At 72.9% G+C, this 22,901-nt stretch carries 21 protein-coding genes and 2 pseudogenes; 4 read left to right on the forward strand and 19 right to left on the reverse strand.

The genetic code is table 11. From position 1 onward, the window contains the following. On the reverse strand, positions 1 to 489 hold a 489-nt coding region (locus BI06_RS22140; RefSeq protein WP_043470796.1), incomplete at its 3' end, for a sigma-70 family RNA polymerase sigma factor. Between the two features lie 75 nt (positions 490 to 564). Here BI06_RS22140 and BI06_RS22145 point away from each other — a divergent pair. After that, positions 565 to 1,233: an FMN-dependent NADH-azoreductase gene (locus tag BI06_RS22145; RefSeq protein ID WP_043470798.1), complete on the forward strand. Its 669-nt coding sequence runs from the start codon at positions 565 to 567 to the stop codon at positions 1,231 to 1,233. Positions 1,234 to 1,334: 101 nt separating this feature from the next. Here the strand turns inward: BI06_RS22145 and BI06_RS22150 are convergent, their stop codons facing one another. The 5 genes and pseudogenes from BI06_RS22150 to BI06_RS22170 form a co-directional block, all read right to left on the reverse strand. Continuing rightward, complete coding sequence (locus BI06_RS22150; RefSeq protein ID WP_043470800.1) at positions 1,335 to 1,736, reverse strand: YccF domain-containing protein; 402 nt, start codon at positions 1,734 to 1,736, stop codon at positions 1,335 to 1,337. 119 nt (positions 1,737 to 1,855) lie between these two features. Next, on the reverse strand, positions 1,856 to 2,044 hold the full coding sequence (locus tag BI06_RS22155; RefSeq protein ID WP_030393865.1) for a hypothetical protein: 189 nt from the start codon (positions 2,042 to 2,044) through the stop codon (positions 1,856 to 1,858). A 42-nt stretch (positions 2,045 to 2,086) separates the two neighbouring features. After that, positions 2,087 to 3,037 carry a M48 family metalloprotease gene (locus BI06_RS22160; RefSeq protein WP_030393864.1) on the reverse strand — a complete coding sequence of 317 codons (951 nt, stop codon included), beginning with the start codon at positions 3,035 to 3,037 and terminating at the stop codon, positions 2,087 to 2,089. A 10-nt stretch (positions 3,038 to 3,047) separates the two neighbouring features. Further along, positions 3,048 to 3,488 (reverse strand): BlaI/MecI/CopY family transcriptional regulator, encoded by a 441-nt coding sequence (locus BI06_RS22165; protein WP_078879968.1) that lies wholly within the window; start codon positions 3,486 to 3,488, stop codon positions 3,048 to 3,050. 36 nt (positions 3,489 to 3,524) lie between these two features. Then, positions 3,525 to 3,968 (reverse strand): annotated as a pseudogene (locus BI06_RS22170) (cbb3-type cytochrome c oxidase subunit I); the annotation flags it as partial. 193 nt (positions 3,969 to 4,161) lie between these two features. On the opposite strand from BI06_RS22170, the gene BI06_RS22175 reads away from it, so the two are divergent. Beyond that, positions 4,162 to 4,560, forward strand: a complete 399-nt coding sequence (locus BI06_RS22175; RefSeq protein WP_043463557.1) for a DUF4399 domain-containing protein — start codon at positions 4,162 to 4,164, stop codon at positions 4,558 to 4,560. 74 nt (positions 4,561 to 4,634) lie between these two features. On the opposite strand, the gene BI06_RS55180 is transcribed toward BI06_RS22175, so the two are convergent. From BI06_RS55180 to BI06_RS22190, 3 genes and pseudogenes are all read right to left on the reverse strand, one after another. Further along, a complete protein-coding gene (locus tag BI06_RS55180; RefSeq protein ID WP_304440867.1) occupies positions 4,635 to 7,145 on the reverse strand; it encodes a site-specific integrase in 2,511 nt (836 codons plus the stop codon). Further along, positions 7,138 to 8,337 (reverse strand): site-specific integrase, encoded by a 1,200-nt coding sequence (locus BI06_RS22185; protein ID WP_082558155.1) that lies wholly within the window; start codon positions 8,335 to 8,337, stop codon positions 7,138 to 7,140. Before BI06_RS22185 ends, BI06_RS55180 begins: the two co-directional genes overlap by 8 nt. Before the next feature lie 43 nt (positions 8,338 to 8,380). Then, positions 8,381 to 9,616 (reverse strand): annotated as a pseudogene (locus tag BI06_RS22190) (cbb3-type cytochrome c oxidase subunit I); the annotation flags it as partial. Between the two features lie 271 nt (positions 9,617 to 9,887). On the opposite strand from BI06_RS22190, the gene BI06_RS22195 reads away from it, so the two are divergent. Next, the gene (locus BI06_RS22195; protein ID WP_030393861.1) at positions 9,888 to 10,361 is read left to right on the forward strand and encodes a hypothetical protein; all 474 of its coding nucleotides are present in this window, start codon (positions 9,888 to 9,890) and stop codon (positions 10,359 to 10,361) included. Between the two features lie 51 nt (positions 10,362 to 10,412). Here the strand turns inward: BI06_RS22195 and BI06_RS22200 are convergent, their stop codons facing one another. Then, complete coding sequence (locus tag BI06_RS22200; RefSeq protein ID WP_082558617.1) at positions 10,413 to 11,399, reverse strand: DMT family transporter; 987 nt, start codon at positions 11,397 to 11,399, stop codon at positions 10,413 to 10,415. Between BI06_RS22200 and BI06_RS22205 the strand changes: the two genes are divergently transcribed. Then, positions 11,398 to 12,867 carry a PLP-dependent aminotransferase family protein gene (locus BI06_RS22205; protein WP_043470804.1) on the forward strand — a complete coding sequence of 490 codons (1,470 nt, stop codon included), beginning with the start codon at positions 11,398 to 11,400 and terminating at the stop codon, positions 12,865 to 12,867. The two genes, BI06_RS22200 and BI06_RS22205, sit on opposite strands and share 2 nt — an antisense overlap. 27 nt (positions 12,868 to 12,894) lie before the next feature. Here BI06_RS22205 and htpX read toward each other — a convergent pair whose 3' ends face one another. From htpX to BI06_RS22250, 9 genes are all read right to left on the reverse strand, one after another. Beyond that, positions 12,895 to 13,755 (reverse strand): zinc metalloprotease HtpX, encoded by an 861-nt coding sequence (htpX, locus tag BI06_RS22210; protein ID WP_030393858.1) that lies wholly within the window; start codon positions 13,753 to 13,755, stop codon positions 12,895 to 12,897. A gap of 152 nt (positions 13,756 to 13,907) precedes the next feature. Beyond that, positions 13,908 to 15,473: an NADH-quinone oxidoreductase subunit N gene (locus BI06_RS22215; protein WP_030393857.1), complete on the reverse strand. Its 1,566-nt coding sequence runs from the start codon at positions 15,471 to 15,473 to the stop codon at positions 13,908 to 13,910. A gap of 47 nt (positions 15,474 to 15,520) precedes the next feature. Continuing rightward, positions 15,521 to 17,077, reverse strand: coding sequence for a NuoM family protein (locus tag BI06_RS22220; RefSeq protein WP_043470805.1), 1,557 nt, complete (start codon positions 17,075 to 17,077; stop codon positions 15,521 to 15,523). Positions 17,078 to 17,139: 62 nt separating this feature from the next. Beyond that, complete coding sequence (locus BI06_RS22225) at positions 17,140 to 19,182, reverse strand: NADH-quinone oxidoreductase subunit L (RefSeq protein WP_043470807.1); 2,043 nt, start codon at positions 19,180 to 19,182, stop codon at positions 17,140 to 17,142. Next, on the reverse strand, positions 19,179 to 19,556 hold the full coding sequence (nuoK, locus tag BI06_RS22230) for an NADH-quinone oxidoreductase subunit NuoK (RefSeq protein ID WP_043470809.1): 378 nt from the start codon (positions 19,554 to 19,556) through the stop codon (positions 19,179 to 19,181). Before nuoK ends, BI06_RS22225 begins: the two co-directional genes overlap by 4 nt. Further along, entirely contained in the window at positions 19,556 to 20,251 is a 696-nt protein-coding gene (locus BI06_RS22235) for an NADH-quinone oxidoreductase subunit J (RefSeq protein ID WP_051741586.1), read from the reverse strand. Before BI06_RS22235 ends, nuoK begins: the two co-directional genes overlap by 1 nt. Beyond that, the gene (locus BI06_RS22240; protein WP_043470811.1) at positions 20,251 to 20,805 is read right to left on the reverse strand and encodes an NADH-quinone oxidoreductase subunit I; all 555 of its coding nucleotides are present in this window, start codon (positions 20,803 to 20,805) and stop codon (positions 20,251 to 20,253) included. The genes BI06_RS22235 and BI06_RS22240 overlap by 1 nt, the downstream gene beginning before the upstream one ends. Further along, complete coding sequence (gene nuoH / locus BI06_RS22245; RefSeq protein WP_369826180.1) at positions 20,802 to 21,761, reverse strand: NADH-quinone oxidoreductase subunit NuoH; 960 nt, start codon at positions 21,759 to 21,761, stop codon at positions 20,802 to 20,804. The genes BI06_RS22240 and nuoH overlap by 4 nt, the downstream gene beginning before the upstream one ends. Next, positions 21,758 to 22,901 (reverse strand): NADH-quinone oxidoreductase subunit C (locus tag BI06_RS22250; RefSeq protein WP_043470814.1); only part of this gene is annotated, 1,144 nt, incomplete at its 5' end. The genes nuoH and BI06_RS22250, both read right to left, overlap by 4 nt.

Below are 22,901 nucleotides of genomic sequence, written 5' to 3' on the forward strand. Positions count from 1 at the left end.
CGACTCCCCCGTGCCCGTCGACTCCCCCGTGCCCCGGACCCGCTGCCGGGCCCGGCTCGCCAGCTTCTTCGCGGCCGCCGTGTTCCGCCCGACGATCGGCCCGATCTGCTCGAACGGCACCGCGAAGCCGTCGTGCAGCACGAAGGCGACCCGCTCCGCCGGGCCCAGCCGGTCCAGTACCACCAGCATCGCCCGGCCCACCTCCTCGACCAGCTCGGCCTCCGCCTCCGGGCCGTCCACCGCCTCCTCGACCACCACCGCCTCCGTCCGCCGCCCCCGCAGCACGTCCAGACAGATCCGCGACACCACCGTGGTCAGCCACCCCGGCAGGTTCTCCAGCTCCGCCGCGTCCACCCGCTCCAGCCGCAACCAGGCCTCCTGCACGGCGTCCTCGGCCTCCGCCGTCGACCCGAGCATGCGCCGCGCCACCGCCCCCAGCCGCCCCCGCTCGGCCTCGAACCGCACCGCCAGCTCCTCGCGCCCGTCCATCGGTCACCTTTCCGTCCGCGCCCTCGTCACGGGGTTGACGATGCCCGCTCCCCGAAGGTGACCAGGAGACCTCCGATGCCCGCCTTGCTCCACCTCGACTCCAGCGCCGGCCCGCTCGACCGGTCCGTCAGCCGCCGCCTGACCGCCCGCTTCGCCCGCGCCTGGCAGGCCCGCCACCCGGACGCCGACTACCGCCACCGCGACCTCGCCGCCGACCCGGTCCCGCTCGTCGGCCCCGGCTACGCCTCCCTCGGCATCCGCGTCGAACGCCGGTCCGCCCCCGTCCCGCTGTCCGACGTCCACACCCTCGCGGCCACCCCCGACGAACAGCGCGAGTGGTCCCTCACCCACCCCCTGATCACCGAGCTGCACGCCGCGGACACCCTGCTGCTGGGCGTCCCGATGTACAACTTCACCGTCCCCGCCGCCCTCAAGGCCTGGATCGACCGGATCACCTTCCCCGGCGCCCACACCGGCCGCCTCACCGCCACCCGCGTCGTCGTGGTCACCGCCCGCGGCGGCGGCTACGGCCCCGGCACCCCGCGCGAACGCTTCGACTTCCAGACCCCGTACCTGCGCGCCTGGTTCACCGAGCACCTCGGCGTCCCGGACGCCAACCTCCGCTTCGTCCACGCCGAACTCACCCGCGCCGGCGACATCCCCGCCCTCACCCCCTACCGCGACCTCGCCACCATCTCCCTCGGCACCGCCCGCACCACCCTGACCGCCCTCGCCGACGCCTGAGCCCGGCGCCACCGCCCTGGGCCCGAGTCCGGGGTCCGAACCTGGCGCCCGAAACGAGGGAGGGCCGGCGGGAACTCCCGCCGGCCCTCCCTCGACCGTTCCTACCGCCCGCCCCAGGGCTCGTCCGTCGACACGATCTCCCGCCCCAGCGGCGTCAGCGACACCGGGATGAGCTTGAGATTGGCCCACCCGAACGGGATACCGATGATCGACAGGAACAGCGGAATGCTGGTGATCAGATGCATCAGCGCCAGCCACCACCCCGCGCACACCAGCCAGATCACATTCCCGACGCACGACGGAGCCCCGGCGTCCGTCCGCTCCACGGCCTTGCGCCCGAACGGCCAGATCACGAACCCGGCCAGCCGGAACGACGCGATGCCGAACGGGATGGTGACGATCAGGATGCAGCAGATGACGCCGGCGATCACATAGCCGATCGCCATCCAGATACCGCAGAAGATCAGCCAGATCACGTTGAGAACGAAGTCGATCACCTTCATGTCCGGCACCCTCTCACGCGCGACGACTGGCCCCTACGACCCCGATGCCCGCTGAGCTGCGTGTCTACGCACCCGGGGACCGCACCTCAGGGAGAACTCGGGGTGCGGGCACGGGGCGGTCAGCGCTTCCGGGCGCGGTGCTCCCTGAGCAGGGCGGTGAGGCGGGCCGGGTCGGCGCCGCCGTTGAGCTCGGCGAGGAGCGCGTCCGGGCAGAGCTCGTAGTGGTCGCCCCACCAGCGGCCGGCCTTGTTGTCCCATATCCGGTAGCCGCCGGGGACACCCCGGGCCACATAACGACGTTTGGCCATGGCCGGACGGTAGACCGGGGGCCGGTCCGGCCGCCACCGGGTTCAGAGCGGGGTGACGGCCTTGAGGATGAGCAGGAGGGCGACGGCGGCGTTCAGGGCGGAGAGGGCGGAGGCGGCGGTGCCGAGGGCGGCGACCAGGGCGGCGAGGCCCGCGGGGGTCCGGGCGGGGGGCCAGTTGCGGGCGGTGGGCACGGGGCCGAGGAGGGCCGCGACCCGGCGGGGGACGGGGCCGGGGGCGGCGAAGGCGGGGAACACCGTGTAGGCGGCGGGGGCCGTGCGCGAGGCGAGGGCGGCCCGGGCGACGGCGCGGGCGGTGACCCGGCGGTCGCCGACGGCCTGCGCGGACTCCTCGTCGGCCCAGCGCTCCGCGCTGTAGGCGACGGCCCGCTGGAGCGGCCGCAGGAACGGGTTGACGCAGCCGGCCAGCTGGGTGGCCAGCAGGTGGCGGTGGTGCCGGTGGGTGAGGTGGGCGCGTTCGTGCGCCAGCAGCGCCGCGCGCTCGTCCTCGGCCAGGCCGTCGAGCATGCCGGTGGAGACGACCACCCGCCCGGGCGAGCGCGGCGAGCCGGGCAGCGCGTAGGCGTACGGGGCCGGGTCGGGCAGCAGGGCGACGTCGGAGGCGGCGGGCAGGGCGCGGCCGAGGGCGCGCCGGGCGCGGGCCCGGATCCGCAGGTGCCGGACCAGGGTGCGGCCCACCGCGAGCAGGACGACGGCGAGGACGATCAGCGCCGCCGTGCCGACGGTCTCGTGGTATGGCAGGGCGTCCCTGACCTCGGGGTCGGACCAGCTGTCGGGCAGCGGGTTGCCGGGGAGCTGCGCGGTGCCGACGACGCCGATCAGGCCGAGGCTGACCGCGCTGCACAGCGCCATCACGATGCTGAACCCGGTGAGCAGCCGGGCGGCGCCGCGCGGGTGGAGGTGCTGCTCGGTGAGACGGGCGATCGGCAGCGCCGTCAGCGGCAGGACGAGCGGGAGGAAGACGAAGAAACCCACGGTGAGGAGGTCAGCCTTCGCGGTCGGGGGCCGGGGCGACGGCACTGTCGAGCAGGGTGCGCAGCAGTTCCTCGTCGTGCGGGAGCAGGGCGGTGACGAAGCTGGCGAGCACGGCGTCCCGATCGGGTTCGCCGTCCAGGACGCGGCGCATCCGCAGGGCGGCGAGGCCGGCGGCGTCCGAGGAGGCCTGCCAGAGGTAGGAGCGGCCGGCGCGGGTCCGGCTGACGGCGCCCTTGGCGTGCAGCCGGGAGAGGATCGTCATCACGGTGGTGTAGGCGAGGTCGCCGTCGAGACGTTCCTGGACCCAGCCGGCGGTGGCGGGGCCGGGGGCGTGCTGGAGCACCGCCAGTACCTGGGCCTCCAGTTCGCCCTGGCCGCGCCGCCGGGCCCGCGGGTCGCCGGCCACCGGGGCGTTGGTGTCCTCTGCGGTGTCCGCGGTGTCCTCTGCCATGCCGGTCATCCTAACGAGAGGGCGCGGGGCCCGGAATCAGCGCTGTGGTTCGCGGACGTTCCGCTGCCGGTCGAGTGCGGCGATCTCGGGGTGGTGGAGGTCGAAGGCGGGCGATTCGGAGCGGATCCGGGGCAGGGTGGTGAAGTTGTGCCGGGGCGGCGGGCAGGAGGTGGCCCATTCCAGCGAGCGGCCGTAGCCCCACGGGTCGTCGCCGGTGACCCGCTGCCCGTAGCGGGCGGTGTGCCAGACGTTGTACAGGAACGGCAGGGTGGAGATGCCGAGCAGGAAGGAGCCGATGCTGGAGACGGTGTTGAGGGTGGTGAAGCCGTCGGAGGCGAGGTAGTCGGCGTAGCGGCGGGGCATGCCTTCGGCGCCGAGCCAGTGCTGGACCAGGAAGGTGCTGTGGAAGCCGACGAAGAGGGTCCAGAAGTGGATCCGTCCGAGCCGCTCGTCGAGCATCCGGCCGTTGAACTTGGGCCACCTTCTCTGCACTAAGTCAAGGTGTGCTTCAGTCCGCTGAGAGGAGGGGGTGCGCAAGCCGAACGATACAAATTCACCCCAACGGGTGAAGATCGAGACCTTCCCTGCTTGTTCGCGCCGATGGTCGCCACGATGAGTCGTGAGTGATCGCCGGCGACCACGCCGGCCCATGAGGGAAGGTCGGAAACATCTGATGGTGGATGCACTGAAATCGCGGCAGGCCCCGGAGGGCGCTCAGGTCTTCTTCGTCTCGCCCGCTGCCGGGGCAACGGTCGAGAAGACGTTCACCGTCAAGCTCGGCGTCGAGGGCATGGGGCTCAAGCCTGCGGGCGATCAGACGCCACACACCGGTCACCTGGTGGTGGCGATCGACGCTCCGGCCTTCCGCAGTGACCAGCCGGTCCCGACCTCGCGTGTCGAGCCGGGCGCCGTCCTCGCCACCCCCGCTGTCGTCAACCTCAGCAAGGCCGAGACGACGGCGGAATTCGTGCTCGCCCCCGGGCAGCACACGCTTCGCGCGGAAATCGTCGATCAGTACCACGTGCCGTTCAAGCCGAGCATCTCCAGTGAGATCACCGTCACCGTCGCCTGACGCAGCGGCTTCGTGGCTGGGCCCCGCCCGAAGGGCGGGGCCCAGCGCATTTGAAGAGCGCACTTCGCGATCTGTCAGTTGCTCATGGTGACATCCGGTGGGGTGGAGCCCGGTCGGCTGGTGGGCATGCCGAGCGTGACGGTGGTTCGGCGGGTGAGGCGGGCGGCGTCGGCTTGCTTGGCGCGGACGAAGGTCAGGGTCAGGTCGATGCCCTCGATCTCCCCGAGCCACTGCTCTTCCTCGGCGCGCTTGCGCCGCAGGATGAGGTCTGTCTCGATCTCCGCGAGGCGGGGCAGCATCTTGGGGTTGACCTGCAGGACGGGGCAGCGGATGCAGGCGTGTTCGTGCTGGCAGGGCGATCCGTAGGGGCGCGCGCAGTTGCCGAGCTCGACCTTGCGCCGGTCGAAGTGCTCCTCGAACTCCGCCCACTCCTCCGCCGTGACGTCGGCGTACTCCTCCTCCGGCCGCATGGACCGGCGGTTGTTGAGGAACTCCTGGAACGACTTCACGACGTCTTCGGCGAAGACCGCGACATAGCCCTGGGTGGTCTGCAGGTTGAGGTGGCCGAGCAGGGCGGCGCCGATGTGGATCGGCAGTCCGCCGTTGACGATCTCGGTGGCGAACAGTCGGCGGAAGTCGTGCGGGGTGAACTTGGTGTCCTCGAACGCGGGGTTGGTGGCGGCGATTTCCTCGCAGCTGCGGCCGATCATGTGCAGGACGGTGGCCGGCGAGATGACGTTCAAGACCGTCCCCAGTCGGCGCTGGAAGAGGAACGGCATGGGCTCTGACCAGGTCTTCTCGTGCCCGTCGTAGCGGGTGAGGAGCTGGATGGGCCGACCGCCCCTGGTGTGGCGGCGGATGATCTGGGCGATGACGTGGAACAGCTCGGCAGACATTGGGATGACCCGCTCGCGTTCGCTCTTGGACGGGGCGACGACCAGCAGGGCGATGACCTCGCCGTTGGGGCGCTCGTATTGACGGATGCTCAGGTGGGTGAGCTCGGTGAGCTCCTCGACCCGGATGCCGCTGTGCCGGAGCACTTCGACGGCGGCCCACTCCCAGAACGCGGCGTCCTCAACGAGGGTGAGGTTGATCGTCTCGCCGGTGGCGTGGTCGACGACGCGGACGGCTGGATCGGTCAGGATCTTCGCGCGGCGCCGGTCCTCGCGGGAGTCGGAGCGGCTGTAGCGGTGGCCGTTGTGGGTGAACGTCTGGCCGAGCGGGAGAGTGCGGGCGGCGTCCAGCAGGCCGGCCAGGTGCTCGAACCGGTCCTCCAGGTGGCGGACCAGGACGGGCAGCAGGGGCTGGCGGACGCGGGTGCGGTCGGCCATGCGCCGGTTGACGTCACGTCGGCGTTTGCCGAAGCCCTTGAGGTCGCGGGGCAGGATCGGGCAGGGCGCGACCCAGTGGGCCCAGCGTTCGGGCTCGGCGACGGCCCAGCTGTGCAGGTCCATGTAGAGACCGCGGACGGCCAGCAGGACGGAGGCGACATCCTTGCGCCGACGGGTGTAGTCGGTGCGGCCGTTCTTGCGCCAGTACTGGATCTCCGCCCGCCACTGGTCGTAGAGCTCCGGGCTGAGGGCCAGGTCCTTCTGGCCGGGGTTGAGCTCCTCGACGACGTCCCAGAACTGCCCGGCGATGTTGCGGGCGAGGCCCTCCAGGGTGTTGTAGTCGGTGTCGGCCCGGCGGCGGGTGAGGTAGTCGACCAGGAGCTGGCGGACGTCGGCGTTGGCGAAGCGGTAGCGGCCGACGAGTTCCTCGACGGTGCGCTGGCCGTTGTAGATGAACGTCCGCAGGGTGGGCGCGGTGCCGGCCGGGAAGTGGCCGATCTTGTGGAGGATCTCCCAGGCGGCGAGCGCGGAGAAGCGGGTGGTGTCGTTGTTGGCGCCCGGCGTCACCCCCAGGCGCTTGCACTCCAGCGAATAGTGCAGCAGCGCGGACGGGGTCAGGTCGGCCAGGTCGATTCCCTGGGTGGTGAGCGCGCAGGCGACGTCGAACTTGGCCCGGTTGCGGTGGACCTCGCTGATCTGGAGCTGGGCGTCGACGGCCGCGTAGTAGGCGTCGACGAGGGGGTCGTTCTGGATCTTCCGGAACGTCTCGGGGTAGCCGGCGAACCGGTTGGCCCGGAATCCGGCCAGTGAGGGCTGGATGATCCGGGCGGAGAACACCGCCCTGAGCGCCGCCGTCGCGTTGCTGCCGTCGTAACCGATCCCGGGACGGCCCAGGATGTTGACCGGCGGGGCCTTCTCGACGTTGAAGCCGCTGTTCTCCCAGCGCTCCTGCCAGGTGGCGCCGGGCAGGGTCTCAAGGTGGCCGAACAGCACCCGGACGCCGGCTGCGAGCTTGATTGCTCCGTGCCGGGTGCGGGTCGGGCTGATGTCGCGGACCAAGTCGGCGACCTCTTCCGTGCCGGCGGTCGACCAGTCGCCGACCGGGGCCGGGGGCTTGTCGGGCCGGGGTGCCGGGGCGGCCTTGACCATGGCGCTGGTGAAGCGCGTCGGCTCCGGCGTGCGCGGCATCTCGTCGTAGTTCTGGCGCCGGTTGCGGGTGGTGTAGGTCTCGGCGAGGACTCCGCGGTTAGCCACCGAACACCGCCTTCATGTCCTCAGGGTCGTAGCCGGGGGCGAAGGTCCGCTGGACGCGGGGCCGGTTGTAGTGGGCCTGGAGGGCGTCGAAGAGGTCCTCGACGCGCTCGTTCAGGTAGATGCCGGTGGTGGCCAAGTCGGAGTGCCGCAGGATCGCGCGGACCTGGGCGAGAGTGAGGCTGGGGTCGTTGGCCATGCGCTTGGCGGCGGTGTGCCGCAGGTCATGCAAGGTCCAGTTCGTGCCGAGCTTCTCGTTGGCGCGCTGGATCACCCGGCGCATCGCCCAGTAGGTCAGCGGCCGGTCCGGGCCCCGGCGGGTGCGCAGGACCGGCTCGGTGGCCGGCGGCAGGCCGATCGTGTCGAGGTAGGCGGCCAGGATGATGAGGGCCTGGGGGCTGGCCGGGACCTGTTCGCGGTCGTCGGTGCCCTTGGTGACGACCCAGAACAGCTGCTTGGCCCAGTCGATGTCGCAGGGCCGGACGCCGAGCAGTTCGCTGGCGCGGGCGCCGCTGGAGACGTAGAGCAGGACGGCGGCGCGGTCCCGGTCGCAGGTCATCGCCCCGAAGAACTCGTCCCAGAGCGAGTCGGGGATCGAGCGCGGAGCGGTCTTGGGGACCTTCTGGCGAAGGCGTGAGCGGCGGAACGGCGTGCGCGGGCTGTCCGGGCTCTTGCTGGGCGCGGTCCGGCGCACCGGCGCCGACTCCGGGACCGGGTTGACCAGCGGGCCTCGGTTGTAGTGCCGGTGGTAGGCGTAGAAGCTGCTGACGACGGTCAGGCAGTGGTTGATGGTGGTGGGCGCGTAGCCGGCCTTGAGGTAGGGCTTGCCGGTGCGCGGGTTCACCGACCCGGGCGGCGGGGAGTCGGGGTTGCTGCGGCGGCGCTGCGGGTTCGGGGCGACGCGCAGCCAGCCGACCATCGCGGTGGTTTCGGCCTCGGTCGCGCGGTCCCAGTCGACATCGAGGTGCCAGAGCACCCGGAACCATCTCAGCAGGTCATAGGCGTAGCTCTTGGCGGTCAGCGGCCGGTTGTCGTCTAGGACCAGGCCGAGCAGGTATGGGGCGACCGGGGCGACGACGTTGCCGTCAGCGTCCAGGACGGCGTACCCGGGTATGGACTCGATCTTGGTGACGGACCCGATCCGGGGCACATTGGCCCGCCCCTCGATCAGCTGGCGGTGGAGGTCTTGCTGCACAACGTTCCTTGCAGGTGGAGAGCGTGTCGCTCCATGATCGGAAGCGGTTAGTGCAGTTAACACACCAGAAGTGGAAGCCGGCGAACATCGCGAAGACCACCGTCCCGAACACCACGTAGTGGAAGTGCGCGACGACGAAGTACGAGTCGGAGACGTGGAAGTCGATCGGCGGCGCGGCCAGCAGCACGCCGGTGAGGCCGCCGAAGAGGAAGGTGACCAGGAAGCCGACCGTCCACAGCATCGGGGCCTCGAAGCTGAGCGAGCCCCGCCACATGGTCCCGATCCAGTTGAAGAACTTCACCCCGGTGGGCACCGCGATCAGCATCGTCATGACCGCGAAGAACGGCAGCAGCACCTGTCCGGTGACGAACATGTGGTGCGCCCAGACGGTGATCGACAGACCGGTGATGGCGATGGTGGCGGCGATCAGGCCGCTGTAGCCGAAGACCGGTTTGCGGCTGAACACCGGGATGATCTCGGTGACGATGCCGAAGAACGGCAGCGCGATGACGTAGACCTCCGGGTGCCCGAAGAACCAGAACAGGTGCTGCCAGAGCAGCGCCCCGCCGTTGGCCGCGTCGAAGGCGTGCGAGCCGAACCGCCGGTCGGACTCCAGGCAGAGCAGCGCGGCCGCCAGCACCGGGAAGGCGAAGAGCACCAGAACGGCGGTGAGCAGGATGTTCCAGACGAAGATCGGCATCCGGAACATCGTCATCCCGGGTGCGCGGAAGCAGATGATCGTGGTGACGAAGTTGACCGAGCCGAGGATGGTGCCGAAGCCGGAGAAGGCCAGGCCCATGATCCACAGGTCGGCGCCGATGCCGGGGCTGTGCTCGGCGCTGTTGAGCGGCGCGTAGGCGAACCAGCCGAAGTCGGCCGCGCCGTCCGGGGTGAGGAAGCCGAGGACGGCGATCAGCGAGCCGAACAGGTAGAGCCAGTAGGCGAGCGCGTTCAGCCGGGGGAAGGCGACGTCGGGGGCGCCGAGCTGCAGCGGCATGATCCAGTTGGCGAACCCGGCGAACAGCGGGGTCGCGAACATCAGCAGCATGATCGTGCCGTGCATGGTGAAGAGCTGGTTGAACTGCTCGTTGGAGAGGAGTTGCAGCCCGGGGCGGGCCAGCTCGATCCGCATCAGCATCGCCATCAGCCCGCCGACCAGGAAGAACGCGAAGGCGGTGGTGAGGTAGAGGGTGCCGATCCGTTTGTGGTCGGTGGTGGTCAGCCAGCCGACCAGGGCCCGGCCGCGCCGGCGGCGGGCGGCGGCGCGGCGCCGTTCCAGCCGCGGGGAGCGCGAACGGCGTGGGGGCTGCTCCACGAGGTCCTTCGGCAGAAGCGTCACGTGCCGCGCCTTCCAGGTCCGGGGCAGGGGTCGGACCAGCAGTACCGCTCGGCCCGCCGGGGCGGCCGGGGGCGCGCGGGGCGGGTCACCCGAACAGGTGCGGTCGGGTTGCCGGGCGGCGGGCGGGGTCGGACGGTCGAAGTCCGTACGTCACTCCGCACACCTGTCCGGGGCGCTTGTCGGGCCCCGGCGTCCGGTCCTGGAGGAATCCATGAGCAGCAGCACGTCGTCCACGCCTCCCGACCAGCCCCCGCCCTGGCGCTCGGGCACGGGCCAACCGCCGCCGACGTCGCACGGCGGGTTCCGCGACTGGGCGCCCGGCTTCGTGGTGTTCGCGGGTGTCCTGATGCTGATCAACGGCATCATGGAGGTCCTGCGGGGCATCATGGCGGTCCACGACGACGAGGTCTTCCTGACCACCGACCGCTACGTCTTCCGGTTCGACCTCACCGGCTGGGGCTGGATCCACATCGTCGTCGGCGCGCTGGTGGCGCTGGTCGGCGCGTTCCTCCTCACGGGCGCCACCTGGGCCCGCTACGCCGGTATCGCGCTCACCGCGGTGAGCGCCGTCGAGAGCTTCCTGGCGATGCCGTACTACCCGGGCTGGTCCATCGTGGTGATCGCGCTGGACGTCTTCATCATCTGGGCGTTGTGCATCCACAAGCCCGACGCCGCCGGGCACTGATCCCGCCGACCGTGGTGGTCCGGACCCCGCCCGGGTCCGGACCACCACGTGTCACGCCCGTGCCCGCTGGGTGAGCGCGATGCAGAGCAGCACCACCACCGCCGTCACCGGCGCGGCGGCCGGCAGCACCTCGCCCAGCAGCAGCACCGACCAGATCAGCGTCAGCAGCGGCTGCGCCAGCTGGAGCTGACTCGCCCTCGGCACGCCGATCGCCGCCATCCCCCGGTACCAGACCACGAACCCGCCGAACTGCGACACCACCGCCGTGTACGCCAGCCCGGCCAGTGCCTTCCCGCCGAACTCCACCGGCTCGGCGGGCAGCGCCAGCGCCGTGGTCAGCGCGGTGACCGGCAGCGCCGCGACCACCGCCCAGCCGATCACCTGCCAGCCGGGCAGCTCCCGGGAGATCCGCCCGCCCTCCGCGTACCCGGCCGCGCAGATCAGCAGCGCCGCGAACAGGTACAGGTCGGCGAGGCCCGGCAGCCCGTGGCTCTGCAGCAGGGTGAAGCCGAGCACGGCCACCGCCCCGGCCAGTGCCGCGCCCCAGAACAGCCTGGACGGCCGGGCGCCGGAGCGTCCGGCCCGCAGCGCGGCGACGGCCGCGGTGGCCAGCGGCAGCACCCCGATGACGACCGCCGAGTGCGCGGTCGAGGAGGTGCGCAGGGCCAGCGTGGTGAGCAGCGGGAAGCCGAGGACGCAGCCCGCCGAGACCACCAGCAGGCCGGGCCAGTGCCGGCGCTCGGGCAGCGGGACGCGGGCCGCCGCCAGGCAGAGCGCGGCGAGCACTCCGGCGAGCAGGCCGCGCAGGCCGGTCGCGGTCCAGGGGCCGAAGCCGGTCAGCGCCCAAGCGGTGGCGGGGAAGCTGAAGGAGAAGCAGAGGACACCCAGGGCGGCCTGCGCGGTACCGGCGGAGCCGCCGGACCCGGGTGCGGCCTTCGGCGGCGCGGTCGCCTCCACACTCGCCGGGGCCGTCGTCCGCGCCGTAGCGGGCCGGTCCGCTATCGCCGAACGGAGGGTAGCGCTATCTTGTGCTCTCATGAATGAGCGTAGCAGTGTGACCGAACTCGCGGACAGTCTGCGACGGGAAGTCGAGCGCTACCCGGAAGGACGGAAGCTGCCGTCGAGCCGGGCCCTGATGGAACGCCACCAGGTCAGCCCGGGCACGGTCTCCCGCGCCATCGCCGTCCTCGCCGCCGAGGGCCTGGTGATCTCCCGCCCGGGCGCCGGGGTGTTCCGCGCGGCGGCCTTCACCACCGGCCCCGCGACCGGCGCCCGCAGGGCCCCGGCCGGTACCGCCCGCCCCGGCGACCTCTCCTGGCAGGAGATCGCCCTCAGCAGCGAGACCGGACCGCGCGACCTGCTGGCCGCCCCGGTGTTCGCCACCCTGCGCGTGCCGCCGCCCGACGTCATCGACCTCAACAGCGGCTACCCGCACTCCTCCCTGCTGCCCGAGCGGCTGCTCGCCGCCGCCCTGGCCCGGGCCGGACGCCGCCCCGGCGCCTGGGAGCGCCCGCCCACCGACGGCCTCACCGAGCTGCGCGGCTGGTTCGCCCGCGACATCGGCGGCCACGACGGGCCGATCGCCACCGGGGACGTCCTGCTCACCTCCGGCGGGCAGAGCGGCCTCACCGTGGCGATGCGCTCCCTCGCCGCACCCGGCGCCCCGGTCCTGGTGGAGTCGCCGACCTACCCGGGCATCCTGGCGGTCGTCCGGGCGGCCGGGCTGCGGCCCGTCCCGGTGCCGGTCGACGCCGACGGCGTCCGCACCGACCTGCTGGCGGAGGCCTTCGAGGCCACCAGGGCGCGGGTCTTCGTCTGCCAGCCGCTGTTCCAGAACCCGACCGGCGCGGTGCTCTCCCCCGAACGCCGGGCCGAGGTGCTCCGGATCGCCCGGGCCGCCGGGGCCTTCGTCGTCGAGGACGACTTCTCCCGACTGCTGGTGCACGCGGACGCCCCCGCCCTGCCCCGGCCGCTCGCCGCGGACGACCGCGACGGGGTGGTGGTGCACCTGCGTTCGCTCACCAAGGCCGCCTCGCCCAACCTGCGGGTCGGCGCCCTCACCGCGCGCGGCCCGGCGCTCGCCCGGCTGCGGGCCACCCAGGTGGTGGACAGCTTCTTCGTGCCCCGGCCGCTCCAGGAGGCGACGCTGGAACTCGTCGCCGACCCGGGCTGGGCCCGTCATCTGCGCACGCTCGGCACCGAGCTGCGCAACCGCCGCACCGCCGCCGTCGCCGCCCTGCACCGCGAGCTGCCGGGTGTGCTCGGCAGCTACCGCCCCGGCGGCTACCACCTGTGGCTGCGGCTCCCCGAGGGCGTCGACGACGGTGTGCTCACCGCCGCCGCCATGCGGGCCGGCGTCCAGGTGACCCCCGGCCGGCCGTACCACGCCGCCGAACCGCCGGCCGCCAATCTGCGGCTCAGCTACGCCGCCGCCGAGAACTCCGCCCAGGTGGTGGAGGGCGTGCACCGGCTCCGGGCGGTACTGGACGAGGTCGCGACCGGCTGACGACCGCGGCGACCTCGTCCGGTACCGCTACCGGTGGCCGGCCATCCGCTCCAGCCGGGCGATCCGCTCGGCCATCGGCGGATGGGTCGAGAACAGCTTCGTACCGGCCTCGCCCGGGCGGAACGGGCTGGCGATCATCATGTGGCTGGCGGTCTTGATCTGCGGCTCCGGCGGCAGCGGCAGCTGCCGGGTGCCCGCGTCCAGCTTGCGCAGCGCGCTCGCCAGGGCCAGCGGGTCGCCGGTGATCCGGGCCCCGTCGGCGTCGGCCTGGTACTCCCGGGAGCGGCTGACCGCCAGCTGGATCAGCGAGGCGGCGACCGGGCCGAGGATCATGATCGCGAGCAGCCCGAACAGGCCCGGGCCGTCGTCGTCGTCACCCCGGCCGAACGGGATCAGCCAGGCGAAGTTCACCAGGAACATCACCACCGAGGCGAGCGCGCCGGCCACCGAGGAGATCAGGATGTCCCGGTTGTAGACGTGGCTCAGCTCGTGGCCGAGGACACCGCGCAGCTCGCGCTCGTCGAGCAGCTGCAGGATGCCGTCGGTGCAGCAGACCGCCGCGTTGCGCGGGTTGCGGCCGGTGGCGAAGGCGTTCGGGGCCGGGGTCGGCGAGATGTAGAGCCGGGGCATCGGCTGGCGCGCCGAGGTGGAGAGCTCCCGGACGATCCGGTACAGCCGCGGCGCCTCGATCTCGCTCACCGGGCGGGCCCGCATGGCGCGCAGGGCGAGCTTGTCGCTGTTCCAGTAGGCGTAGGCGTTGGTGCCGAGGGCGACCAGCAGGGCGATCACGAAGCCCGTACGGCCGAAGAAGGAACCGATCACCAGGATCAGCGCCGAGAGGCCCCCGAGCAGGGCGGCGGTCCTCAGTCCGTTGTGCCGGCGATGCACGGGTGGCCCTCCAATGGTGCGTGGGGAAGCCCTTTCTGCCTCGTCCCTCCTGCCCGGTCAACGGGTGGGGGCCGGGGCCTTGTTCCCTTGTGACCGGCATGACACCCGACCGGGGGACCCGGCCCCGCCCCGGCGCGTCCGCCGGGCGGGGTTCAGAACAGCGAACCGCCGACCACCTGGAGCACCAGCTGCGGGGCCACCGAGAGCACCACCGCGACGGAGGCGGTGAGGCCCAGGGTGGCGGTCAGCGACACCGGCAGGCGCCGCTCGGGGGCCGTGGCCGCGCGCTCCCCCGCCCCCTCCGCGGGGGCCGCGTCCGGGGCCGGGGCGAACAGCACGGCGGTCCAGCGCAGGTAGTAGTACAGCGCGACGACCACGTTGACGGCCATCACCACGGCCAGCCAGCCCAGCCCGGCGTCGACCGCGGCGCGGAACACCACGACCTTGCCGAACAGGCCGATCACGCCCGGCGGCAGCCCGGCCAGGCAGAGCAGGAAGAACGCCAGCGCCAGCGCCGTCCAGCGGCGCCGGGCGAACAACCCGCGGAAGTCGTCCACCCCGGCCTCGGAACGACGGCCGACCGCCGCCACCACGCCGAAGGCGCCCAGGTTGACCACGCCGTAGATCAGCGCGTACGCGGCGGTGGCGCCCAGCGGGTCGGTCGTGGTCGGCGCGTAGCCGGCCGCTGCCAGCGGCACCAGCAGGTAGCCGGCCTGGCCCACCGAGGACCAGGCGAGCAGCCGGACCGCGCTGTAGCGGGTGTCGAAGCGCTGGCGCAGCGCGCCCGCGTTGCCGACCGTCATGGTGACGGCGGCCAGCACCGCGAGCACCAGGCCCCAGGTGTGCGCGTACGGGCGGAAGGCGATGGTGGTGACCAGGGCCAGTCCGGCCAGACCGGCCGCCTTGCCGACCACCGAGAGGTAGCCGGCCACCGGCAGCGGGGCGCCGGTGTAGGTGTCCGGCACCCAGAAGTGGAACGGCACGGCGGCGACCTTGAAGGCGAAGCCGGCCAGCGTGAGCACCGCTCCCGCCTCGGCCAGCGGCTTCAGCTGCGCGGGGGCGTGCTCCAGCCCGGTGGCGACGGCGCCCAGGTGCAGGCTGCCGCTCGCCGCGTAGACGAAGCCGATGCCGAGCAGCATCACGGCGGTCGCGGTGACGGAGGACAGGAAGAACTTGAGCGCGGCCTCGGCACCCCGGCCGTCCCGGCGCAGCGCGACCAGGGCGAAGGCGGGCAGTGAGGCGACCTCCAGGGCGATCACCAGGGTGGCGAGGTCGCGGGAGGCGGGCAGCAGCGCGGCGCCGGTGGCGCTGGAGAGCAGCAGGAACCAGTACTCGCCGCCGGGCAGCTCCTCGCGCTCCACCGTGTGGGCGGACAGCAGGGCGGCGATCAGCGCGCCGCCGAGCGCGAGCAGCTGGAAGACCAGGGCGAAGTGGTCGGCGACGTAGGAGCAGCCAGCGTTGTCAGTGGCCCCTGTTACGTTCTGCGCACAGAAGGTGGCTCGGGGTGATCCACCGATGAGCGGGAGGAGCGAGACGATGGCCAGGGCGAGTGCGGCGGCGGTGAGCCGGCCCAGCCAGCGCTTGTGCCGCGCGGGCAGGAAGAGGTCGGTGACCAGCACGGCGAGGGCGGCCAGCGCGGCGATCAGCGGGGGCGCGATCGCCACCCAGTCCACGGACTGGATCAGGCTGCCCGGGTTGGCGACGGCGAGGGAGGTCACAGTGGTCTGCCCCGTGGAGTGAGATCCGAGTGCGGTGCCGAGCATGGTCAGCCACCGCCGAGCAGGTGCTTGACGGCGGGGTCGGAGAGGCCGAGCAGGAGCGCGGGCCAGAGGCCGGCGAGCAGGGTGAGGGCGGCCAGCGGCGTCCAGCTGACGGCCTCGTAGGGGCGCAGGTCGGCGAGCTCGGCCACCGGCGCGGTCTGCTTGGGGTCGCCCATGCAGACGCGCCTGACCACGATCAGCAGATAGGCGGCGGTGAGGAGGGTGCCGAGACCGGCCAGGACCATGTAGGTGACGAACGCGGGGCGCGAGAGGCCCTCGGCCGGGTCGAACGCGCCGAACATCGCGAGCAGCTCGCCCCAGAAGCCGGCCAGGCCGGGCAGGCCGAGGCTGGCGACGGCGGCGAAGGCGAGCAGCGCGCCGAGCCGGGGCGCCCGTCCGTAGAGGGCGGCGCCGGTGGCGCCGGCCAGGGTGTCGAGGTCCGCCGTGCCGTAGCGGTCCTTGAGCGCCCCGACCACGAAGAACAGCAGGCCGGTGATCAGACCGTGCGCGATGTTGGCGAACAGCGCGCCGTTGACCCCCACCGGGGTGAGGGAGGCGATGCCCAGCAGGACGAAGCCCATGTGGCCGACGGAGGAGTAGGCGATCAGGCGCTTGAGGTCGCCCTTGGCACCGGTCCGGGCGAGGGCGAGGCAGGCCAGCGAGCCGTAGACGATGCCGACGGCGGCGAACGCGCCCAGGTAGGGGGCGAGCGTCGTGGTGCCGTCGGGGACAACCGGGAGGAGGACCCGGACCAGACCGTAGGTGCCCATCTTCAGCAGCACACCGGCGAGCAGGACGGAGCCCACCGTCGGGGCGGCCGTGTGCGCGTCCGGGAGCCAGCTGTGCAGCGGCCAGGCGGGGGCCTTGACCGCGAGCCCGACCATGATCGCCAGCGCGGCGATCACCTGGGTGGAGTGGCTCAGGCCGGAGCCGTGGGCGGCGGCGAGGGCCTGCATGTCGAAGGTGCCCGCCTTGAGACCGACCAGCAGGAAGCCGAGCAGCATCACGGCCGAGCCGAGCAGCGTGTACAGGATGAACCGGTTCGCGGCCGGCACCTTCGCGCCGCTCCCCCAGCGGGCGATCAGGAAGTACATCGGGATCAGCACGATCTCGAAGGCCAGGAAGAAGAGCACCAGGTCCAGCACCGCGAAGGTGGCCAGCATGCCCACTTCGAGGAGGAGGAACAGCCCGACGAAGGACCGGGCCGAGGGCACCCCGGCCCCGGACGGCAGCCGCCGCTCCGAGTACAGCGCGCAGAGGAAGGTGAGCAGCGAGGTCAGCACCAGCAGCGGCAGCGAGACGCCGTCCACGCCGAGGTGGAGGCGCACCCCGATGGCCGGGATCCAGGCCAGATCGGTGGTGGCCTGCATCCGGGCGGGCTCGTCGTGGTCGAAGCCGGCCGCCAGGGCGACGGTGAGCACCAGGACGGCGCCGGTCAGCACCGTGCCGAAGCGCAGCGCGCGCCGGTCGGCGGCGGCCGGGTCCGGGCCGAACACCGGGGCCAGGGTGAGCGCGGCGCCGAGCAGCGGCAGCACCAGGAGGGCGATGAGGACCGCGTTCATCGGGGACTCCTAGCGACAGCGACAGCCACGGCAGCGGGCGAGGACGGGAGGTACGGCATCGGCTACACCGCCACCAGGACGGCCAGCAGGACGACACCGGCGAGCAGCGCGCTGAGGTAGGTCTGCGCGTTGCCGGTCTGCGCCAGCCGGACGACCCGGCCCAGCAGCTCGGCCCCGGCACCGCTGCCGCGCACGTACGTCTCCACGACCTCGCGGTCGAGGAAGCGGACGAGCCGGGCGGCGGCCTCGACCGGGCGGACGAACAGCGCGCTGTAGAGCCGGTCGACGCCGAAGCCGTGCCGGGCCGGGCCGAACAGCGGGCCCAGCAGGGCGCGCCCGGGATCGGCGACGATCACCTCGGCGGCCGGGGCTCCGGCCTGCTCGGGCACCCGGCCGGGCTCGGCCGGGGCGGGCAGGCCCTCGGTGGTCCGGGCGGTGGCCGCGCGCCAGGCGCCGTAGGCCAGCAGCACACCGACCACGGCCAGTCCGGTGCCGGTGACGGCGGTGACCGCGGAGGGCTTCAGCGAGCCGCCGTCCAGCAGCGCGGGCAGCCAGTCCGAGCGCAGGCCGGCGATGCCGAAGCCCATGGTCGGCACGGCCAGCACCCACAGCGGCCAGCGCATCGCGGGCGGCTCGGCGACCGCCGGGTCGGCCTCGTCCGGCTCGGGCGAGTACGGCGCGTCGGGCTCGTGGTCGGCGACGGCCGGGGCCCCGCCCGCGGCGGGGAGCGCCGCGCCCGTCGGGCTGTGGAAGGTCACCAGGAAGAGCCTGGCCGCGTACGCCGCCGTGAGCAGCGCGGTGAGCCCGGCCGAGACCAGCACGATCCAGCCGGCCGCCTGCGGCACCGCCGAGGCCGGGCCGAGGCCGTTGGTCAGCGCCTCGCCGTTGGCGGCGTGCTCGGCGGCGGTCAGCACCGCCTCCTTGCTGAAGAAGCCGGAGAACGGCGGCAGGCCGATCAGGGCGACCAGCGCGATGGCCGTCGTCCAGTAGGCGTCCGGGACGCGCTTGCGCAGCCCGGGGATCCTGGACATCGCGGAGATCGAGTTGGTGTGCGCGGCGTGGATCACCACACCGGCGGCGAGGAACAGCAGCGCCTTGAACGCGCCGTGGCTGACCAGGTGGAAGACCGAGGCCTCGCGGTCGCCGCTGGCGAGCGCGCCGGCCATGTAGCCGAGCTGGCCGACGGTCGAGTAGGCGAGCACCCGCTTGAGGTCGTCCTGGGCCAGCGCGCAGAGCGCCGAGCCGATCATCGTCACGGCGGCCATCACCGCCAGGACCACCAGCGCCGCCCCGGACAGCAGGAAGACCGGCAGCAGCCGGGCCACCAGGTAGATGCCGGCCGCGACCATGGTGGCGGCGTGGATCAGCGCGGAGACCGGCGTCGGACCGGCCATCGCGTCCGGGAGCCAGGTGTGCAGCGGGAACTGCGCGCTCTTGCCCGCCACCCCGGCCAGCAGGAGCAGCGCGATCAGCGTCGGGTGGCCGAGCCGCCCGTCGCCGGCGGCCCGCAGCACGTCCTCGATCCGGAAGCTGCCGGCGTCGGCGCCGAGCAGGAAGATGCCGAACAGGAACGGCACGTCGCCCAGCTTGGTGACCAGGAAGGCCTTCAGCGAGGCGGAGCGGGCGTCCTCGGTCTCCCAGTGGTGGCCGATCAGGAAGTACGAGCAGATGCCCATGACCTCCCAGCCGACCAGCAGCACGATCAGGTCGCCGGAGTACACGACCAGGAACATCGCCGCCGTGAACAGCGAGACCAGCGCCGCGTACGAGGGGTAGCGCGGATCGTCCTTGAGGTAGGCGGTCGAGTAGACCTGGACGCAGGTGGCGACCAGGCCGACCAGCACCGAGATCAGCGAGCTGTAGCCGTCCAGGTGGATCGCGAGCGAGATCTCCGGTCCACCGGTCGGGGTGAGCCGGGTGGCGGCGTCCAGCACCTGGCCGGTGCCGAGCTGGATCGCGACCACCAGGGCGAGCACGGCCGAGACCGCGACCGGCACGATCGCCAGCGGCCGGGCCAGGCCCGGGGAGCGCCGGCCGACGGCCAGGGTGGCGGCCGCGCCGAGCGCGGGCAGGGCGGGGACGAGGGCGGGCAGGGCGAGGTTCATGCGGTGGCCCGGCCCTTCAGCGCCTCGGTCCCGACCGGCGCCTCGTCGACGTCGGCGGTGGATTCGGCCGGGTCGCCGAGCGCGGTGGCCCGGTCGATGTCCGCCGTGCCCCGGGCCCGGAAGAGCAGCAGGACGATGGCGAGCCCGAGCCCGATCTCGGCGGCGGCGATCGTGATGGTGAACAGGGTGAGCGCCTGGCCGGCGTGCAGCGAGTCGCGCAGCCAGGCGTCGAAGGCGACCAGGTTGAGGTTGACGGCGTTGAGCATCAGCTCGACGGACATCAGCACCAGGATCACGTTGCGCCGGGCGAGCACGCCGTAGACGCCGACGCTGAACAGCAGCGCGGCGAGGACGACGGGGTAGGCGAGGTGCATCAGCTCTCCTCCGCCGGAGCGGTCTCGGGGGCCTCGGCCGGGGGCGCGGCGGCCGCCCGCTGGGCGACCGTCCCGTTGGAGCCCACCGGACGGCCGGCCCGGATCCGTCCGGACCGGGGCGCCGGGACCCGTCGGCCCGCGCCGCGCGACAGCACGATGGCGCCGACCAGCGCGGCCAGCAGCAGCACCGAGAGCGCCTCGAAGGGCAGCACCCAGGTGCGGAACAGGCTGGCACCGGTCACCGCGGCCGAGCCGCCGCCCGCGCCGAGGTCGATCCAGGAGGTCCGGAAGGCGTCCACGACCAGGGTCACCAGGGTCCCGGCCGAGGCCAGCGCGACCACCAGGGCGACCCAGCGGTTCTTCGAGTCGGCGTCCGGCGAGCGCCCGATCGGCGCCTTGGTGAGCATCAGTCCGAACAGCACCAGCACGACCACCGAGCCGAGGTAGATCAGCACCTGCACCCAGGCGACGAACTCGGCGGTGAGCAGCAGGAACTCCACCGCCAGCCCGCCGAGCGCGGCGACCAGCCACAGCGCGGCGTGCACCAGCTGCTTGGTGGTCACGGCGACCACGGCCGAACCGAGCACGGCGATGCCGACCAGCAGGAAGACGATCTCCACCCCGGTCGGGGAGAGGAAGGAGCGCGCGGCCGGGTCCAGCGGCCCGGTCGCGGCGAGCAGGGCGGCGGCGCTCACTACGCGTCACCCCCCTGTTCGAGAGCCGCAGCGGCGGCCGCCGCGAGCTTGTCGGCGGCCTTCCGCGCGCTGGCGATCTCCTTGGGCTCCTCGGCCGCCGGGTCCAGCACCGGCGGCACCGGCACCGTCCACATCCACTCCCGGAGCCGGTCCCGCTCGTGGGTCAGTTCCAGGATGTCGGTCTCCGCGTACTCGAACTCGGGCGACCAGAACAGCGCGTCGAACGGGCACACCTCGATGCAGATCCCGCAGTACATGCAGAGCGAGAAGTCGATGGCGAACCGGTCCAGCACATTGCGGGTGCGGGCGCGCGCGTTCGGGTCGGCGGCCGGCAGCGTCTCCTTGTGGGAGTCGATGTAGATGCACCAGTCCGGGCACTCACGGGCGCAGAGCATGCAGACCGTGCAGTTCTCCTCCAGCAGCGCGATCACCCCGCGCGAACGGGGCGGGAGCGAGGGCTGCGCGTCGGGGTACTGCGCGGTGACGGTCTTCCTCGTCATCGTCCGCAGGGTGACGGCCAGGCCCTTGGCCAGGCCCGCACCGGGGAAACTCATGAGATCGCCACCTTGATGATGCCGGTGAGGGCCAGCTGGACGAGGGCGAGCGGGATCAGCACCGTCCACGCGAAGCGCATCAGCTGGTCCTCGCGCAGCCGGGGGTAGGTGACCCGCAGCCAGATCACCACGAAGGCCAGCGCGAAGGTCTTCAGCAGGGTCCACAGCCAGCCGAGCTGGTCCGGCAGCGGGCCGTGCCAGCCGCCGAGGAACAGCACCGCGGTCAGCGCGGAGACCACCAGGATGCCCACGTACTCGGAGAGCAGGAACAGCGCGAAGCGCAGCCCGGTGTACTCGGTGTACGCGCCGAAGATGATCTCCGAGTCGGCGACCGGCATGTCGAACGGCGGGCGCTGCAGCTCGGCCAGACCGGCCGTGAAGAACACGAAGGCGCCGATGATCTGCCACGGGATCCAGTACCACTGCCAGGCGTCCACGATCCCGGGCAGCGAGAGCGTCCCGGCGGCCATCGCCACCGAGGCCGCGGCGAGCACCATCGGCAGCTCGTAGGACATCAGCTGCGCGGCCGTGCGCAGACCGCCGAGCAGCGAGAACTTGTTGGCCGAGGCCCAGCCCGCCATCAGCTTGCCGATCACGCCGACACCCATGACGGCCAGCACGAAGAACAGTCCGGCGTCGATCGCCTGCCCGACGAAGCCGTCCGGGCCGACCGGGATCGCCAGCAGCACGAAGAGGTACGGCAGCAGCGAGACGGCGGGGGCCAGCTGGAAGATCCGGCGATCGGCCCCGGCCGGGACGATGTCCTCCTTCTGCGCGAACTTCACGCCGTCCGCGATCAGCTGCGCCCAGCCGTGGAAGCCACCGGCGTACATCGGGCCGAGCCGGCCCTGCATGTGGGCCATCACCTTGTGCTCGGTCTGGCCGATGACCAGGGGGAGGGTGAGGAAGACGACCAGCGTGGCGACGCAGCGCAGCACCGTGTCGAACAGGTTCACGCGCCGTCTCCGTCCTGGCCGGCCGACTCGGCCGGCGGCTCACTCGTCTTCCGCTCCCCGGCGGCGGGCCCGTCCGAGGGCTCGGTCGCGGGCTCGGACGCGGGCTCGGGCTCGGACGGCCCGTCCGAGGGCTCGGCAGGCTCTGCGGCGGGCTCGGCCGTCGGCTCGTCGTGGGCCGGCACCGGGTTGTGCCAGGGCGCGTCGGAGGACCGGGTCCGGGACGGCGCGGGCCGCGCGGGCCCGGGCTCCGGAGCGTCGGCGGCCGCGTCGGCCTCCGCCTGGCTCACCGAGCCGTCGGACACCGACCTGGTCCGCCGGGGCCGGTCCGCCCGCACCGGCGGTGCGGCGGCGCCCTCCACGGCAGCTCCCTCGACGGCAGCGCCCTCGGCAGCAACACCCTCGGCAGCGGCTTCCTGTGCCGGAGCGGCGGCCGCCTGGCTCGCCGACCCGTCGGAGACCGACCTGACCCGGCGCGGACGGTCCGCCCGCACCGCGGCAGCGCCCTCGGCACCCGCCGCACCCGCGGCGGCCCGCGGCGTCCGGGCCGCGCCCGCGGCCCGGGCACCCCGGGCGGGACGCTCGGCCACCGGCGGCAGGGTGCCCTTGAGCGGCCCCCACTCGTTCGGGTCCGGCACCCCGGCCGGCTGCATCTTGCGCCGCGCCGGCCCGTCGCCCTCGGACTCGCCCGGCTCCTTGGCGCCCGGCCATGCCTTGGCGACCCGCGCCGCGAGCACGAACTCCTTGCGCAGCGGGTGCCCCTCGAAGCCGTCCGGCAGCAGCAGGGTGACCAGGTGGGGGTGCCCGGGGAAGTCGATGCCGAACATCTCGTGCGTCTCGCGCTCGTGCCAGGCGGCCCCGGCGTACACGGCGACGGCGGTCGGCAGCGCGGCACCGGCGCGCGGCACCCGGGTGCGCACCGCCAGGTGGCGCACACCGGGGGCGTCGACGGCGGCGAGGTGGGCGACCACCGAGAAGCCCTCGGCGAGCTCGTCGACGGCGCTGAGCCAGTCGAAGAAGGTCAGGCCCAGCGTGTCCCGGGCCGCGGTGAGCGCCTCGATCCAGTGCTCGGCGGGCACGTCGACGGTGATCAGCCCGTATGCCTCGGCGCCGGTCGCCCACTCCCCGACCGACGCCGCGTAC

It is taken from the genome of Kitasatospora sp. MBT66 (genome assembly GCF_000710405.2).
Classification (GTDB): Bacteria; Actinomycetota; Actinomycetes; order Streptomycetales; family Streptomycetaceae; genus Kitasatospora; species Kitasatospora purpeofusca.